This is a genomic window from Martinezella sp. CNPSo 3964, from assembly GCF_057784375.1.
Map to the genome: position 1 here is coordinate 375219 of NZ_JBXSOW010000006.1, position 16408 is coordinate 391626.

Genomic DNA, 16408 nt, shown 5'->3' on the forward strand with positions numbered 1-16408 from the left:
CGAACGCTCGCCGCTACTGTTTATCCTTGACGAGATCAGAAAACGTCAGCCGGTAGCCCACGGGCAGGAGCTGTAGATCGAGGCGCCGTTCAATTTCGCCCCAGAGGCCGCGCGGTAAATAGAGGGAAAAGAGCACCGCCGTCGCGCCGAGGCCGACCAGATACCAGACCCCCGTTCCGCCGAAGACAGTCTCGATGACGAAGAAGAGAATGGCGCCGAGGATCGCGCCCTCGAACTTGCCGATGCCGCCGACCAGCACCATGAAAATCATGTAGGCGGTCCACTGCACGCTGAAATAGGTCTTGGGCTGGAAGGTGACCGCCGTTGCCAGCCACAGGCCACCGGCAACAGCAATGCCGAAGGCGGCGAGAACAAAGAGCAAGCGTTTCGTCGCCGCGACGCGGACGCCCACGGAGGTTGCCGCATCCTCATTATCGCGGATTGCCTGCATGGCCGCCCCTGCGCGGCTGCGCATGACTGCAAAGAGCGCTCCGAGAAGAGCAATCATAGCTGCCAGCGCCAGCCAATAGATCGCCAAGCGCCTTGTGCCGCTGTCATAGGCGTTCAAGGAAATTAGCGAAGTTCCGGTTTCTCCCTGAATGAGCCGATCGAGATTGACGAGCAGATGGGCAAGCTCGGCCAGCACCCACATGCCGATGGCAAATTCGCCTCCTTTCAGCCGCAGCATCAGCCAAGAAAGCGGTAGTGATATCGCGCCGGTGACGACTGCGGCAACGATGAGCGAGACGAAGGGATCGAGCCCCGCATCTGCCAGACGAATCGTAAAGTAGGCGCCAAGGCCGAAGAAGACCTGCTGGCCGACAGAGACGAGACCGCCGAAACCCGCCAGCGCATTCCACATGGCCGCCAGGATCACGTAGATGAAGAGGGCCGTCATGCGATCGGTGACGCCGGCGCTGGCGATGGTGGGCACAGCGGCGAGAAGGCCGATGGCCACCATTATTGCAGCCAGGGTCATTCGCGAGGACGCAGTCCAGCGCTCGACGGAAATTCCAGGCGCGATCGTACTCATGATGGGCTCCGAAGACGCGTGCGGATTTTACTGAGGCTCAAGAAGCCGAACTGGTGCAGCCGCACGAAAAGAACGAGAAGGAAGGCGATATGGCCGCCGATCAGAAAGCCCTGCGGATGGATCTGGGCGCCGACCGACTGCGCCAGCCCGAGCACGATGCCGCCGAGCAAAGTTCCCCAGAGCGAACCGGCACCGCCGATAACGGCTGCCTCGAAGGCAAACAGCAGCTGCGGTCCGCCCGAATAAGGATTGAAGGTCGCCCGCATGGCCAGAAACGCGCCAGCGATGCCGACCGTGACCATTGTGATCGCGGTCGCGACAGCGTTGACGCGGCGTGCATCGATGCCGACGAGACCGGCTGTATCCGCATCCTCCGCCGTGGCGCGGATGGAGCGGCCGATGGCGAAACGGCTCAAGAAGAACTGCAGCCCGCCGATGATGACGATTGCCGTCACCATCATCAGGACGGCAAGCTTGCCAACGAAAACGTGACCCGGCAGTTGCCAGGACGCATAGGAGAGATTGCCGATGAAGGGGGCGAGCGAGCGCGTATCCGCGCCGAATTGTTCGAACAACAGATTGTCGACGACGATCGACAAGCCAAAGGTCGTCAGGATCGGCAAAAGCGTACCGCCACGCGCGCTGCGCTCGAGGACGAAGCGCTGCAGAAGCCAGCCGATGATTGCCATGACAGGCAACACGATCAGCAGGCCGATGAAGGGCGGAATGCCGAGTTTCGCCGCCAGCAGCCAGAGCCCATAGGCGGCAGCAACGGCAAGGCTGCCATGCGCGAGATTGATGATGCGCATGACGGAGAACATGAAGGACAGGCCGCAGGCGATGACGGCATAGTAACCGCCGAGCAAAATGCCTTGAATGAGGGTGTTGCTCACGAGGCGCTCCTCTCGGTTGTCGCCCGATGCAGGCCGAAATAGGCCCGTGTCACCTCCTCGCGCGTCACGCCACTCGCCGGCCTGTCGAGCACGATACTGCCCTCCAGCATGCAAATGACACGGGTTGCGACGCTTATGGCACGCGCCAGATCCTGTTCGACGAGCACGATGGTCGTGCCCGAAGACAAGAGCCCTTGCAGTTGCTGATAGACGCGATCGACGACAAGCGGCGACAGGCCGAGGGAGACTTCGTCGAGCAGGAGAATGTCGGGATTGCTCATCAGCGCCCGCCCGATCGCCGTTGCCTGCTGCTCACCACCCGACAGATGGCTGGTCTTAGCATGCCGCCGCGGCTTCAGGTTTGGAAAGGCATCGAAGACGCGCTCGACCGTCCACTCACCCTTGCGGCCGGCGCTGGTGCCGAGCAACAGATTTTCCTCGACCGTCATCTGTGAGAATAGCCGTCTCCCCTCTGGAACGAGCGCAATGCCCCTGGCGATACGTTTATGCGAGGGAACGGCCGTGACATCTTCGCCGTCGAGCAGGATCTGGCCGGCATCGGGCAGATGCGCACCGGCGATAGAACGCAGCAGCGTCGTCTTGCCCGCGCCGTTCGCGCCGACGAGTGCCAGCACCTCTCCCTTGGCAAGATCGAAACTGGTGCCGCGCACCGCCTGCAGCAGGCCATGTCGGACATCGAGATTGCGAACGGAAAGAATGCTCATGTGGGCGTTCCCCCAAGATAGGCGCGCACCACTTCGGCATCGCTCATGACCGCGTTCGGATCGCCATCGGCGATGATCTTGCCCGCATCCATGCAGATCAGCCGTTCTACGACCTGTAACAGGATGTGCACGATATGCTCGATCCAGACGATGCCGATGCCGCGCCGCCGCAGTTCGAGAATGGTGCCGACGAGTTCGCTTGCCTCGCCATCCGTCAGCCCGCCACCGATCTCGTCGAGCAGCAGCAGGCGCGGACCGGTCGCAAGCGCGCGGGCCAGCTCCAGCCGCTTGCGATCGAGCAGGCCGAGCGTGTCGGCGCGGCGATTGGCGACGCCGAGCATGCCGCAGAGCCGTAGGGAATCGACAACGCGTTCATAGGCCTCGTCACGGCTCGATGTCTTGCCATGCGAGGCGGCGACGAAAACGTTCTCGAATGTCGTCATGCCGCTAAAGGGTTTGGGAATCTGATGCGTCCTGACCAGGCCCGAGCGGCAGCGGTCGGCGGCTGTCAGCGCAGTCACGTTGCGGCCGTTAAAGGTGATCGTTCCGGCATTTAGCGGAAAGGCGCCGGCCAGTGCGCTCAGCAAGGTCGTCTTGCCGGCTCCGTTGGGGCCGACGATGCCGACGGCATCGCCGTCTCCCATGGAAAAATCGAGGTTTTCTAGGACCACAAGCGCCCCGAAGTGCTTTTGGATCCCCTTGGCCGAGAGAAATTCCCCTCCCGGCCGATGTCCTTCTTGTCCCTGCACGATCGCTTTACCCATTGTACGCGATGAGTTTGGCGTCGACCGGAACATTCGGATCGGTGGCGTGTTCGGTCACGACATAGTCGAGCGCGAATTTCGAGCCGGCCGGTGCCTTGACCCATTGCGTGCCGATGATCGGTCCGGGGGAGACATTGGCGACAGGACCGCTGGTAAAGTCCACCTTGCCGGCAATCGTCGTCGTCTTCAGCGTGCTCAGAGCTTTGGCAACGGCCTCCTTGCTCTTCGCATCCGAGGCGGCTTTGAGCGCATCGAACCCGGCATCGATAAGCGACAGGCTCGCGCCAAGCTGCTGCGTCCATTGCTTGCCGCTTGCCGCCTCGTAGCCGTCAGCAAGCTCAGGTCCGGAAACGCCCGTCAGCGACGACTTGTAGGGGAAAGCCTTATGCCAATAGGCGGCGCTGGCGAGATTTACGCCGAGGTCGCCGAGCGCCTCGATATCGGACGGAAACAGCCCGGTCTTGGCGACCTGGCAGATCTTGATCTGCTGGATGAGGCCTTGCTGCGCCGCTTGCCGCCAGAAGGCTGCAAAATCCGGCGGGATGGGAAACGAGTTGAAGATCTCGACGCCTTCCTGACGGAAGAGCGCGATCTGGGACGAAAAATCAGTGGTCCCAGTCTCATAGGCGCCGGGATCGACGATGGTGAAGCCGGCCTTGGAAAGCGCTGGCGCCAGGTTGGCGCGGATCGCATTGCCATCGGCATCGTTCGGATACATGACACCGACCTTCTTGTTGGTCTCGATCAGGTTCCATTGCGAAATATAGGTTTTCAGGAATTCGCCGACGCCGAAGCCGAAGTGATAGGTCCACTTGAACGGTGATGGCGCACCGGGCTTGGCGCCGCGCCCGAAATACCAGGCCTCCCATGGCATGACCGTCGACAGGCACGGCACGCCCGCCGCCTCGCAGGCATCGGCGACAGGATTGATGGTTTCAGGCGTCGAGACCGCAAGCATCAGGTCGATCGCCTGGTTGTTGATCAGATCCTTTGCCAACTGGCCGGCCCGCGATGGATCGGACTGCGTGTCGCGGTCGAGGATCTCCACCTTCCACGTCTTGCCGCCCGCCTTCAGCCCGGCCGCCAGCGCCTTGCGCGCCAATTCCAGCACATAGCCGTCCGTCTCGCCGAAGCCGCCGAGCGGGCCGGTGCGCGGGCTGATAAAGCCGATCTTGAGCGTATCGTCGGCTGCAAATGCTGCCCGCCCGCCAAGAGCCAGTGCTGCACTACCTGCAGCCGTAGCCGCCATGAACGAACGTCGCGTCAGCGATGCAGCGTTGATATTCGTTTCGATAAGATTGTTGGTCATGCAGTCGTTCCTCCCCTTTTGCGAGGCCCTCTCGCCCCGATGCTTCTTCTTCAGCCTTGCCAGTTGAGTGCGGTAATGCGGCTCAGATCGGATAGTGACGCGTGCTGGATGCCAGCGTGATCCAGCGCAGCTCGGTGAATTCGTCGATCGCGGCCCTGCCGCCGAAACGGCCATAGCCGCTGGACTTGACCCCGCCGAAGGGCATTTGCGGTTCGTCGGAAACCGTCGCCTCGTTGATGTGGCAGATGCCGGTCTCTATACGTTTGGCAACGGCCAGCGCCTGGTTGATGTCGCGGCTGAACACTGCCGAGGACAGTCCGTATTCGTTGTCGTTGGCGATAGTGATGGCCTCCTCGACACTGTCGACACGGATGATCGCCGCCAGCGGTCCAAAGCTTTCCTCTCTGTAGAGGCGCATGGCGGGCATCACGTGATCGACAACGGTCGCATCCACCAGCATGCCGTTCGCATGCCCACCGCAGACGACGACCGCTCCCTTCTGCAGGGCATCGTCAACGAGCGCCCTGATACGTCGCACCGCTTCTGCGTTGATCATGGTTCCGAGCGGCGTGTTTCCTTGACTTGGATCTCCGGCCACGAGCGTTGCGGCCTTCGCCTTGAATTTCTCGACGAATTCGTCAGCGATCTCCTCGAGCAGGATGATGCGTTCCGTCGACATGCAGATCTGGCCCTGGTTCATGAAGGCGCCGAAGGCGGCGGCGCGGACCGCCTCGTCGATATCGGCATCGGCAAGCACGATGAAGGGCGCCTTTCCGCCGAGTTCGAGCAGGCAGCGCTTCAGATGCCTTGCCGACGTCTCGGCAATGATCCGCCCGACGCGCGTCGAGCCGGTGAAGTTGATCCGCCGCACCGCTGGATGGGCGATCAGGGCCTCGACGACGGTGGCGGCATCCTTAGGAGCATTGGTGATGACATTGACCACACCCGGCGGAAAGCCCGCCTCGCGCATGACCTCGCCGATCAGGCAATGGGTCTTCGGGCAGAGTTCGGAAGCCTTGAGCACGACCGTGTTGCCGCAGGCAAGCGGCATGGCGATGGCCCGCGTACCAAGGATGATCGGTGCGTTCCAGGGCGCGATGCCGACGCAGACGCCGGCGGGCTGGCGCACCGCCATGGAGACGTTGCCGGGAATGCCTGAGGGGATGATCTCGCCGGCGATCTGCGTGGTCATCGAGGCCGCCTCGCGCAATATGTCGGCGGCAAGATCGCAATTGATCCTGGCCCAGAGGGCGGTTGCCCCGGTCTCTGCGATCATCGCCGCCACGAAATCCGCCGATCGCGCAAGAAGAACGTCTGCCGTCCGATTGAGCATGGCGCGGCGTTCACCCGGTCCCAGTTCTGACCATGCGGGAAAGGCAGCTGCCGCGGCGTTGGCCGCCCGCGCTGCGTCCAATGTCGAGGCCGCCGGCGCGATGGTCGCGACATCGCCGGTCGCCGGATCAAGGCACTCGAAAGTGGATGCATCTGACGCATCCACCGTCTCGTCATTGATCAGAAGCTTTGCCACAAACATCGCGATCGTCCAATCCTCCGCAGGTCTTTCCCTCAAACGCATCAACGGGAGAAGGCGTGCACAGACACGCGCGGCCAGGATAGGGCCTCGCAATCGGCATCTGTTGTGTGGAGTCCTCCTCCCAGAGGCTCATGAGATGAGATTACGCCATTGCAATTGGGAAGGAATGTGTTTTTCTGGGTTAATATTGTAATTATCTGGCATTCCCGGCAACGGCATCGCGGTGCCGGCAGGAGGGGAGCTTCATGGTTTCTGACGGTGGCATCCATCACCATGCACACGGCGAGTGGCGGGAACCATCGCTGTCGCACCGGACGCTTCGTTTCCAGAAAGGCATCTATGCCGATTTCCACCATCTGTTTCTGCTTCAGGCTGGAACGGCTGCCTTGTTGTTCGAGCCGGAGGAGCAACGATCGCTGCAAGGCCCGGCGCTTGCTTATCTGCCACCGCAGGCACGGTGCGAGCTGCGCATGGCTGCGGGTGCCGCAGGCTTCCTGATCGGCGCGTCGCCACAGATCATGGTGGACGCGATCGGCGACCAGGCGGAATCCTATGCGCTGCGGACTTTCAGCGAGCGGCCCTGGCTGACGGATGAGCCGAGGCCGCATGCCGTCGAAGAGACGCAGCCGCTGGTGGCGGGCTTCGTGCGAGAGCTTGGCGATCCCTCTCGCGCCTCTTGGATGGTCATCTCCGCCTATTTGCGGCTGATTCTCATGACGCTGTGGCGCACTGGCGGCAGTGAGGCGGCAGAGCAGCGTGGCCGCGGCGGCGGCGCCTCGACCCTGCAGCGATACCGGCAATTGGTGGAGATCTGGTTCCGGCAGCACCGGCCGATCAGCGATTATGCGCGAGAGCTCGGCGTCACCACCGACCGCCTGCATTCCATCTGCAGCAGTGCGCTCGCGCGCTCTCCCGTACAGCTCCTGCATGAGCGCGTCGTCCAGGAGGCGAAGCTGAGGCTGGAACGCTCCGCCAGGACCGTCCAGGAGATTTCGGATAGTCTTGGATTTCGGGATCCCACCTATTTCAGTCATTTCTTCAAGAAAAAGACCGGATTTTCACCCGCCACCTATCGCGATTTCGCCAGGAAGGCGGAAGTCGCCCGCAGCGACATGCTTTCGTCGAGCTATTCGGACTGGCCGTGATCAGATTTCGGCCAGACAGGCTTTGCAACTCAGGCATGGGTGGGTTCGGCTGCGGCCAGCATCAAGGCATCCAGTGCCACCGCACCTTCGCCGTCGGGATAGATCACGACAGGATTGAGGTCTATTTCCCGGATCGCCGGTTCGGCCAGCAGCAGCTGGCCGAGTGTGGCGATGATGCGGGCGGCGGCATTCACGTCGAGCGGCGGCGAGCCGCGGAAACCCCGCAGCAAAGGCGCGTTCTTCAGCCGATGTAGCTCGCGGATGATAGCGTCATCGGGCAGATCGGGCGTCAGAATGCGGACGTCCCCGAGAATCTCCGCCGTAATGCCGCCGAAGCCTGCGAGGATTACAGGTCCCCAATCCGGATCGTTGCGGGCGCCGATGATCAGCTCGATACCGCGTTTGCCCATGGCTTCGATCAGCACGCCGTCCAGGGTGAGACCCGGGCGATGGCGCGCGATATCGGCATGCAGCTTGACCCAGCCCTCCGTGAGGCTGGTTGCGTCCACCAATCCGATAACGACGCCACCCGCATCGCTCTTGTGGCTGAGATCGGGCGATTGCGCCTTCAGCACCACCGGATACCCGATCGCGGCAGCTGCCGCGAGGGCTTGCTCAAGGGTTGTTGCCAGGCCGCCTTCAGGAAAGGGAATTCCGAGTGGCGCCAGGATTTGCTTGGCTTGATATTCGGGAATGACACCTCCCTGCGAGGGGAGGCCGGCAATCACGACCGGAGCTGCGGTGCGGGTGGCAATGTCGCGAGCCGTGAATGCGTCAATGCGTTTCAGCGCTCGGAAGGCCCGTTCGGTCGACGGGAAATAGACGATGCCGAGCGCCCGTAACTGCGCGATATAGTCCACCGGGATGGGGGCGCCCTCATCGAGCCCGGCAAAGATCAGCGGTTTTGCCGGCTTGCGCTCTCGCACCGCTTTCAGGATCGGCGGCAGTTTGATGGCCGAGGTGACAGGGTCGGTCTGGATGATGCAGGCGACAATGCTGGCGAAACGGGTATCGTCGAAGAGGGCGGTGAGCGTTCTATCGTAAAGGTCCGGCTCCACGAGGCCCTGTGCCGTCAGATCCAGCGGATTGCTGACGCCGACGAAGGGCGGCAGGACAGCGCGCAGCGCTGGCGCGGTCTCATCGTTAATCGGAAGAAGATCCAGCCCAAGCTCCTCACACAGATCGAGGGTCAGCGCCTTGAACGCGCCGGATTCTCCGAGCACTGCGGGGCCTCCAGCCGGGAGCGCCGGGCATCGCAGGGCGATCTCGGCGACGTCACCAAGTTCTTCGAGCGTCTCGACCAGAATGACGCCGGCACTTGCGACCTTGGTGCGCATGACCTGATAGTCACCGGCCATGGCGCCGGTGTGAGTTGCGGCGGATTCACGCGCCGCACTGCTGCGTCCGGGATGAAGAAGGACGATCCGCTTTCCTTTCGCATATGCTTTGCGCGCCGCGGCAAGGAAACGGGCGGGCTTGCGGAACTGTTCGACGATCATCGCGATGACCCTCGTGGAGGTGTCCTGCACCAGAAATTCCACATAGTCTTCGACGCCACTTGCGGCTTCGTTGCCGGTCGAAATGGAATAGGAGAGGCCCATATCGCGGCTGGCGAAGGTCACGCCGAGGACGGCAGCCATGGCGCCGCTCTGCGACACGATCGCAATGCCCGCCCTGGCGCCTAGTTCCTCTGACGCGGTTTCGATGAAGGTCAGGGGGATACGGTCAACATGGTTGACCATGCCCAGGCAGTTCGGCCCCTCGATCACCATTCCCACCTCGGTCGCTATGCGCGTGATCTCGCGTTGATCGGCCAACCCTTCCTCACCGCCCTCGGCAAAGCCCGCAGAAAAGATCACCGCCGCACCAACACGACGACGGGCAAGCGCCTCGATAGAAGGAAGCACGGCTGCGCGCGGCACGGCAAGAACGGCCGCATCCACCCCGTCCGGCAGGTCATCGATCGAGGCGAGGCAGGGCCGGTCGCCGATCCTGGTCCGTTTGGGGTTGATCAGATGAATGGCACCGGCATAGCCGCTCCGGTCGAGATTGGACAATACCGAAGCGCCAAGCGCGCCGGGCTTGTCGGAGGCGCCAACGATCGCCACCGATCTTGGACGCAGCAGCCGTTCCATCGAACCGCTGGAAAGGGCCAATGGGCGCGCGCTAGTGGTCTCGACCGTCATGATAGGGCGCTCCTCAGGCCTGGTGCTTGGATTTGTCATAGGCACCAAGCCCGGGCTTGTAGGTCTTGTCGTCGATGAACTGCTTGATACCTTCCTTGCGTCCCTCGTTATCATAACTGTTGGCCGCTTCCTGGGCGCGGACGAGGTAATCCTCCGCATTGTCGTAGGTCATCTCCCGCACGCGGCGAATGGCATCCTTGGTGGCTTTGAGCGCGATGGGGTTCTTCTGCAGCAGTATGTTGGCGACATCGGTCACACGCGCCTTCAACTGCGCAAGCGGCAGGGACTCGTTGACGAAGCCCCATTCGGCCGCCTTCCTGCCGCCGATGTTCTCGCCGGTTAGCGCGTGGTACATGGCGTTCCGGAAGGATGTGAGTTCGGTCGCCACCTTGGCGGCGCCACCGCCGGGCAGAATGCCCCAGTTGATCTCGCTCAGCCCGAATTTGGCTTCATCGGCAGCAAAGGCGAGGTCGCAGGCGAAAAGAGGTCCGTAACCCCCGCCGAAGCACCATCCGTTCACCATGGCGATGGTCGGTTTCTGATACCAGCGCAACCGGCGCCACCAGCCATAGCTCTCACGCTGTGCCTTTCGCGTACCCTGTAGACCGTGAGCCTCGGTCTCGCGGAAATATTCCTTGAGATCCATACCTGCTGACCAGGCCGTACCCTCACCGGACAGAACCAGTACACCGACATCGGCCCGAAACTCGAGTTCGTCCAGCACCTCCATCATGCGCCGATTGAGTGTGGGGCTCATGGCATTGCGTTTCTCCGGGCGGTTGAAGCTGACCCAGGCGATACCGGCTTCAACGACAAAGGCGACGGTATCTTTTTCGGGATGTTCTGTTGTCATGATACTGTCCTTCTTGCCGTTCGGGCCTGCACATCAAAAGGGAACCGGCCGCAAAGTCGCGACCTGTGTTGAATACAGTAAGTTTCGCCAGAGCCTGGCGAGCCGCAGTGAAATCCAAAATGAGACGCCTCACGCCAGCTGGTGCGAATGTGCGGAAAGCTGTTTTGTCGTTGATCGACGGATCGCGGCGCATCTGCAGATATCTAAAAGGAACTCCTCCAATACCGGCATACGACCTCCCTACCGATAATGTTATGTCTCATAGCATTGTTTGATTGTTATGCGCAATAGCATTATAGCCGGATTATGGATATCGACGCCCGTACATCGAAATTGAGCGACCCGCTCGAGACCTTGCTTGGTTATCAGCTGAGGAGGGCGTCCAATGTGATGATGGCCGACCTGGGCTCAAGGCTTCAGGCAATCGAACTCAGGCCGGTTGAAGCTTCCATTCTGACGCTGATCGATGCCAATCCCGGCTGTACCCAGAGCGATCTCGGACGTAGCCTCGGCATCCAGCGCGCCAACATGGTTCCGTTGATGCTCGGGCTGACCAAAGCCGGGCTTGTCGACCGGGCTCCGGTCGGTGGCCGATCGCAGGCTCTTCGCCTCACGAGGACCGGTATGGAGAGGGTGGAGACGGTGCATGCCATCATCGGCGCACACGAGGCGCGGTTTCTGCGCCTTTTCGCGCCCGAGCTGCGGGAGGCAGCGCTGGAAGTCCTTAGAAGTATCCGGCAAGAGGGCGAAGAGGCCTCGCGCGAGGATAAGCTGGAGCTCCCGACCGGCGGTTGATCCGCCAAAACCATAACAGCCGGTTGTCGCAGCACTATTTATACTACTCATCTTCCGGAGGTGCTTGGATCATTCTGCCGCGGGGAGGTCGGGGCGATAGCCGGTGTCGATGACGATCCGTCCGCCGCAGGCCCGCGAAACGCAGGCGCACATGCGTGAATTTTCCTGCCGCTCGGCTTCAGAAAAGAAAACATCGCGGTGGTCGATCACGCCATCGGCTTTCACGATGTTGACGGCACAGAGTCCGCATTCGCCGCGGCGGCAATCGAAAACCATGTCGACGCCGGCCTCCACCAAGACGTCGAGCATGGATTGGTCGGCCCGAACCCGAACATGGGCACCGAGCTTAGCGACTTCGACATCGAAGGCCTGCTCGACAAAGCGGCCGTTATCGCCAAAGACCTCATAACGCAGGCGGCTCATCGATCGTCCGCTTTTCTGCCAAGCCTGCCGCGCTGCCTCCAGAAGGCCGAGCGGGCCGCAGATATACGCCTCGCCATCCGGCGGCAGGGCTGCAAATTCGGAGTCGAGATCGAGAGCCTCGCCGTCATCCTGGGCAAAGACCTGCAACCCGTCGCCGAGCAGCGCGGCAAGTTCGTCGAGGAAGGCCATCTGCCGACGGCTCTTCGCGGCATAGGCCAGCCGGAGCTTCTGCCCGCGCGAGGCAAGTGTTTTCGCCATGCCATAGATCGGGGTAATGCCGATGCCGCCGGCAATCAGGAGATAGCGGGAGGCGCGCCAGGAAAGCTCGAAGCGGTTCTCGGGCTCGGTCAGTTCCGTGTCATCACCCGGCTGTAGCTGCCAGATGAACACCGAGCCCCCGCGGCTGTTTGGGTGACGCTTGGCAGCGATCGAGAGCGTGCCCGGCGGTCCAGGCAGAACGGTATAGGTTCGGATCACTGGTTCGCCGTTGATCCGAACCTTGATATTGGTGTGCGAACCAGGATCAAAACCAGCAGGCAAGCCTTCGACGGCAAAGGTCACCGCCCGTACATCCTCGGCTATCGTCCGGGTCTCAACGACCCGCGCCTTGCGCCACTCCAGTCTGGACCGCATATTTCCCTCCCTTTGACGGATCTCGATGATCTGCCGGTTATCCGCTACAAAGGCCTGTCCCCAATGGGCCTCTTCCGCTTCAGCCGGACATCAGTGCCAGCGCCAGCACCTTGCTGCGCAGGTCTGGTTGTTCTTCCATGACGAAATCCAGGTTTTGACGCGCCAGCCGTGCATGTTCCCGCGCGAGCGCTTCGGCGCGCGCGCCTTCGCGCAGTTCGATCGCGGCAATGATCGCCCTGTGCTGCGTCTGGGCGACCACCAGCGTGCGTTGAAAGGCCGGCACGTCCGCTTCCGTGTTGACGAATGCATTGGGGCTGGCAAATGGCAGGCTGGTGATCCGCTCGATCTCTCGGCTGAGGACATCGCTGCCGCATAGGGCGGCGAGTTGGCGGTGAAAACGTTCGTTCAGCATTTCATAGCGCCCGAAATCCATAGCACCCGGTCCAGGCTCGGCGACACCGTCGAGATTGGCGACCACGTCCGAAATCGCCTTCAGCTTTGCCGGTGGCACGCCGCGCTCTGCTGCCAGTCGTGCGGCTGTACCTTCGAGAACACCGCGAAGTTCTATGGCGTCGATTACGTCTTGGCGGCTGAAGCTGCGGACCGCATAGCCGCCCGAGGGGATCATGACGACCAGCCCTTCCTGTTCAAGCTTCTGCAGGGCGGCACGTAACGGCGTACGAGACACCTTCAGCCGGGCGGCGAGCGCCACTTCTGAAAGCCGCTCTCCAGGCAGCACCTCGCCTTTGAGCACGAGATCACGAAGGCCGGTCAGGGCCTTTGCCGTCTGCTGTTTGGGGGCGCCGTCCTGTTCTGCCGTCATGCTCTACTCCGCTGCCACCGCTTTGGTGTTTTCTTCTGGGTCGATTTCCCGGTCGATCATCCGGTCGATAAGCTTGCGAGCCCACATCGTGCCGGCGTCAATATTGAGGTTGTAGAATTGATGATCGGGATTGGCTTCGATTGCGATCTGCTGTGCTTGAAGTACCGCTTCATCCTCGCGGAAGACGCCGGCGACCCCCTCGCGCAGTTCGTGCGTCCGTGCCTGATTGTGCAGGTCGTAGTTCCGGGCGAAGGCCCAGAAATACAGACAGCTATTGTCCTTCGATGGCGTGATCGTGTTCAGGACGTAGCCGTTCACGCCTTGCGAGCGGTCGCCTTGCGGTGCGCCGGTGCCAGCCGCCGCGACACCGACATCGATGGTAACCGTGCAGGGAGCCTCGAAACGAATGATCTGCCAACGGTCCACCTTGCCGGGCTTGCCATATTGTTTGCGCCAGAAGGGTGGCGGGTCGATGTCATGCATCCACCGGGTCACAAAGGCAAAGCGATCGGAATGGCTGGCTTCGAAGGGCGATTCCGCCACGGCGCGGTCGCCGATTGAGGAGCCGTGCACGAAGGTTTCATGGGTGAGATCCATCAGGTTGTCGACGACCAGGCGGTAATCGCATTTCACCTCGATCAGCTTGCCGTCAGCGGCCCAATCGGGATCGTCGTTCCAATGCATGTCCGGGATCAGCGCCGGGTCAGCGAGTGCCGGATCGCCCGGCCAGATCCAGACGAAGCGGTGCTTTTCGGCGACCGGATAGGATTTGACGCAGGCCGATGGATTAATGGTGTCCTGTGACGGCATGTATACACAGCGGCCGGTCTCGTCATATTCGAGACCGTGATAGCCGCACACGACTTTGTCGCCATCGAGCCGACCGAATGAGAGCGGCACCAGCCGGTGCCAACAGGCATCCGCCAAGGCTGCGGGCGTACCATTTTCCTTGCGATACAGCACGATTGGCTTGTTGCAGATGGTGCGCGGCAGCAGCGCATGCTTCAGCTCCACATCGTAGGCGGCAGCATACCAGGTATTCAGGGGAAAGGTTGGTCGCTTCATCTCATCTGTCCTCCTCAGATAGTTTAAGAAGTGCATGATGTATACATTATGTCAAGATGAGGAGTAAAAATCCGAAAATATGACGTATATGGCGGGATTTTTTCGATCACTGTATACAGTCACTTCAATTGATAAGACCAAGTTTCTTCAACCTGTATTCCAGCTTGGCGCGGGTAAGGCCAAGGCCGCGGGCGGCGGCCGAGACATTGCCGGCGGCGGCCCGCAGCGCGTCCCGGTAGAGCCTGTCTTCGGCGGCGGCAAGGTCGCCGGGCGAGGTGATAAGGCCAGGATGCGAGGCGGCGACGGGTATATCCTTCGGCTTTATCCGCCCATCCCGGTTCAGCGCCAGCGGAAACTTCGGGGAGGCTTCGCCGCTCGTGAAGAGATGCTGGATATCGATGAGGCCCCCAGGCTCGGCAAAAATCACGCCGCGTTCGATCAGATTCTGCAGTTCGCGGATATTGCCCGGGAAGTCATAGGCCAAAAGCGCATCGATCGCTCGTCGCGACAGGCCCATGACATCGCGGCGGTGGCGTTCGCGGAAAATGTGCAGGAAATGATCGATCAGCATGGGAATGTCATCGCGTCTGTCGCGCAGCGGGGGGATGACGATCGGGAACACACAGAGGCGGAAATAGAGGTCCTGCCGAAACCGTCCGGCGCGCACTTCGCCTTCAAGGTTGACATTGGATGCCGCCACTACCCGCACGTCGACCGGAATGGTGCGGCTGCCGCCGACCCGCTCGATCTGCCGCTCCTGGATGGCGCGAAGCAGCTTTCCCTGTGCGGCATAGGCGAGCGAGGCGATCTCGTCCAGAAATATGGTGCCGCCCGCTGCCCGCTCGAAATATCCCGGCCGGGATGCGATTGCGCCGGTATAAGCTCCCTTTTCGACGCCGAACAGCTCCGATTCCACCAGGTTTTCGGGGATCGCAGCGCAGTTGATCGGCACGAACGGGCCACTAGCCCGGCCGCTCAGCTGGTGAAGCTGCTGCGAGAACAGCTCCTTGCCAACGCCGGATTCGCCGATCAGCAGCACAGTGGCCTCGGTATCGGCGACCTTTTCCACCATCAGCCGGGCACGCAGGAAGCTTGCCGATACGCCGATGACTTGGCTAGAACCAGCGTCTTCGGGCAGACCGGCTTTGGCCGGCGGCTCAGCTGCCCGCAATGCCGGCTCCGCGCCTCGGTGAGCGTTGCGGCGGGACCTCGGCCATTCAAGCCCGAGGTAAGCGCGTTCCGGTGCGTCATCGCCCCATTCCTCCGCATTCTGGCCCACCACGCGGCAACAGGGTGACCCCATGCCGGCGCACTCGACTTCGCGAAAGATGACGGGGCGTCCGAAGAGCGCGCTGGTATAGCCACTGGGATAGCCCGTCTGCATCCAGCAGACCGGCGCGCTTGAAAGGCCATGATGGGCGATGTGTTCGGCGGCTTCGGAGGAATCGTGCCAGTCGAACTCGCCGAAGTAGGTGCCCCTGGCGCTGTCGAATTCGAAATGTCGGGTGGTGACCTTGACGAAACCCTCGAGCGTGTGGACCCGCGGCCCGGCCGCCAGCGCGTGGGTCAGATCCTCGTTCGGAAACCGCTTTTGGATCAACTCCGCATCGCGCACACCCTGCATGTAGCCGACCCGCATGAACATGGCCGCGGCGGTTTCGACCCCGAAGGCTTCGATGATCTCCTGCCTGAGCCGGCCCAGAACCTGCGACTGCATCAACACCATGCGTTGATCGTTCAGCCAGATGCGGCCATCCCCGAGCGCGAAGTGAAGGGCCTCGGTCAATTCGGTCAATGTCGGGGATGCGCCGGTATCGAGCTCGCTGTATGCGCCGCGCGACAGCATCTTGCCGGTTCGTTTGGATGCATCAGCCAGGGAGATCAGGTGTGGCGGGACTATGCGCTTTGGCATGATCATCTTTCATCAAATTCATAAAATAATGAAATTCTTTATTATTTTATGAATTTTGGCAAGCCGATTTCCGAAGCGGTTTTGATCCGCCGATCCCCGGAAAATCAAGTTGGTGGAAGCGTTTATCTGCCGCCATCATCCTCCGGCTCGGCAGAAATGAAAACTGGCACGCGCCTTGCTGCGGAGGATGTGGCCGCTTGAGGAGCAGCGGCCGGGAGGATTGCAGCGCTATCATAGCCGACGTCGGTTGATCCGTACGGACCGTGCAATGGTGAAGTGATGCCTTTCTCTCGTGACAGCGGATCTGAGGAGGCC

14 protein-coding genes are annotated in these 16408 nt (G+C 61.6%); 2 read left to right on the forward strand and 12 right to left on the reverse strand.

The window, feature by feature from the left end; all coding sequences use genetic code 11:
- Positions 1-13: 13 nt before the first annotated feature.
- The 6 genes from AC13Q5_RS20835 to AC13Q5_RS20860 form a co-directional block, all read right to left on the reverse strand.
- The gene (locus AC13Q5_RS20835; RefSeq protein ID WP_488503005.1) at positions 14-1033 is read right to left on the reverse strand and encodes a branched-chain amino acid ABC transporter permease; all 1020 of its coding nucleotides are present in this window, start codon (positions 1031-1033) and stop codon (positions 14-16) included.
- Entirely contained in the window at positions 1030-1926 is an 897-nt protein-coding gene (locus AC13Q5_RS20840) for a branched-chain amino acid ABC transporter permease (protein ID WP_488503006.1), read from the reverse strand. The genes AC13Q5_RS20835 and AC13Q5_RS20840 overlap by 4 nt, the downstream gene beginning before the upstream one ends.
- Positions 1923-2651: an ABC transporter ATP-binding protein gene (locus tag AC13Q5_RS20845; RefSeq protein ID WP_488503007.1), complete on the reverse strand. Its 729-nt coding sequence runs from the start codon at positions 2649-2651 to the stop codon at positions 1923-1925. Before AC13Q5_RS20845 ends, AC13Q5_RS20840 begins: the two co-directional genes overlap by 4 nt.
- Positions 2648-3415: an ABC transporter ATP-binding protein gene (locus AC13Q5_RS20850; protein WP_083961510.1), complete on the reverse strand. Its 768-nt coding sequence runs from the start codon at positions 3413-3415 to the stop codon at positions 2648-2650. The genes AC13Q5_RS20845 and AC13Q5_RS20850 overlap by 4 nt, the downstream gene beginning before the upstream one ends.
- Positions 3408-4724, reverse strand: coding sequence for an ABC transporter substrate-binding protein (locus AC13Q5_RS20855; RefSeq protein WP_075857019.1), 1317 nt, complete (start codon positions 4722-4724; stop codon positions 3408-3410). The genes AC13Q5_RS20850 and AC13Q5_RS20855 overlap by 8 nt, the downstream gene beginning before the upstream one ends.
- An 82-nt stretch (positions 4725-4806) precedes the next feature.
- A complete protein-coding gene (locus AC13Q5_RS20860) occupies positions 4807-6258 on the reverse strand; it encodes an aldehyde dehydrogenase (RefSeq protein ID WP_488503008.1) in 1452 nt (483 codons plus the stop codon).
- A 245-nt stretch (positions 6259-6503) separates the two neighbouring features.
- Between AC13Q5_RS20860 and AC13Q5_RS20865 the strand changes: the two genes are divergently transcribed.
- A complete protein-coding gene (locus AC13Q5_RS20865; RefSeq protein ID WP_488503009.1) occupies positions 6504-7403 on the forward strand; it encodes a helix-turn-helix transcriptional regulator in 900 nt (299 codons plus the stop codon).
- Between the two features lie 29 nt (positions 7404-7432).
- Here the strand turns inward: AC13Q5_RS20865 and AC13Q5_RS20870 are convergent, their stop codons facing one another.
- Positions 7433-9589, reverse strand: a complete 2157-nt coding sequence (locus tag AC13Q5_RS20870) for an acetate--CoA ligase family protein (RefSeq protein ID WP_488503010.1) — start codon at positions 9587-9589, stop codon at positions 7433-7435.
- Between the two features lie 13 nt (positions 9590-9602).
- A complete protein-coding gene (locus AC13Q5_RS20875) occupies positions 9603-10442 on the reverse strand; it encodes a p-hydroxycinnamoyl CoA hydratase/lyase (RefSeq protein WP_488503011.1) in 840 nt (279 codons plus the stop codon).
- A gap of 390 nt (positions 10443-10832) precedes the next feature.
- Between AC13Q5_RS20875 and AC13Q5_RS20880 the strand changes: the two genes are divergently transcribed.
- Entirely contained in the window at positions 10833-11237 is a 405-nt protein-coding gene (locus tag AC13Q5_RS20880; RefSeq protein WP_488503012.1) for a MarR family winged helix-turn-helix transcriptional regulator, read from the forward strand.
- 69 nt (positions 11238-11306) lie between these two features.
- Here AC13Q5_RS20880 and AC13Q5_RS20885 read toward each other — a convergent pair whose 3' ends face one another.
- The 4 genes from AC13Q5_RS20885 to AC13Q5_RS20900 all read right to left on the reverse strand — a co-directional run bounded on the left by AC13Q5_RS20885 (position 11307) and on the right by AC13Q5_RS20900 (position 16093).
- Positions 11307-12293: a PDR/VanB family oxidoreductase gene (locus AC13Q5_RS20885; RefSeq protein WP_488503013.1), complete on the reverse strand. Its 987-nt coding sequence runs from the start codon at positions 12291-12293 to the stop codon at positions 11307-11309.
- A 79-nt stretch (positions 12294-12372) separates the two neighbouring features.
- Positions 12373-13116, reverse strand: a complete 744-nt coding sequence (locus AC13Q5_RS20890) for a GntR family transcriptional regulator (RefSeq protein WP_488503014.1) — start codon at positions 13114-13116, stop codon at positions 12373-12375.
- 3 nt (positions 13117-13119) lie between these two features.
- The gene (locus tag AC13Q5_RS20895) at positions 13120-14181 is read right to left on the reverse strand and encodes an aromatic ring-hydroxylating dioxygenase subunit alpha (RefSeq protein WP_488503015.1); all 1062 of its coding nucleotides are present in this window, start codon (positions 14179-14181) and stop codon (positions 13120-13122) included.
- 124 nt (positions 14182-14305) lie between these two features.
- Complete coding sequence (locus AC13Q5_RS20900) at positions 14306-16093, reverse strand: sigma 54-interacting transcriptional regulator (protein WP_488503016.1); 1788 nt, start codon at positions 16091-16093, stop codon at positions 14306-14308.
- Between the last annotated feature and the right edge of the window lie 315 nt (positions 16094-16408).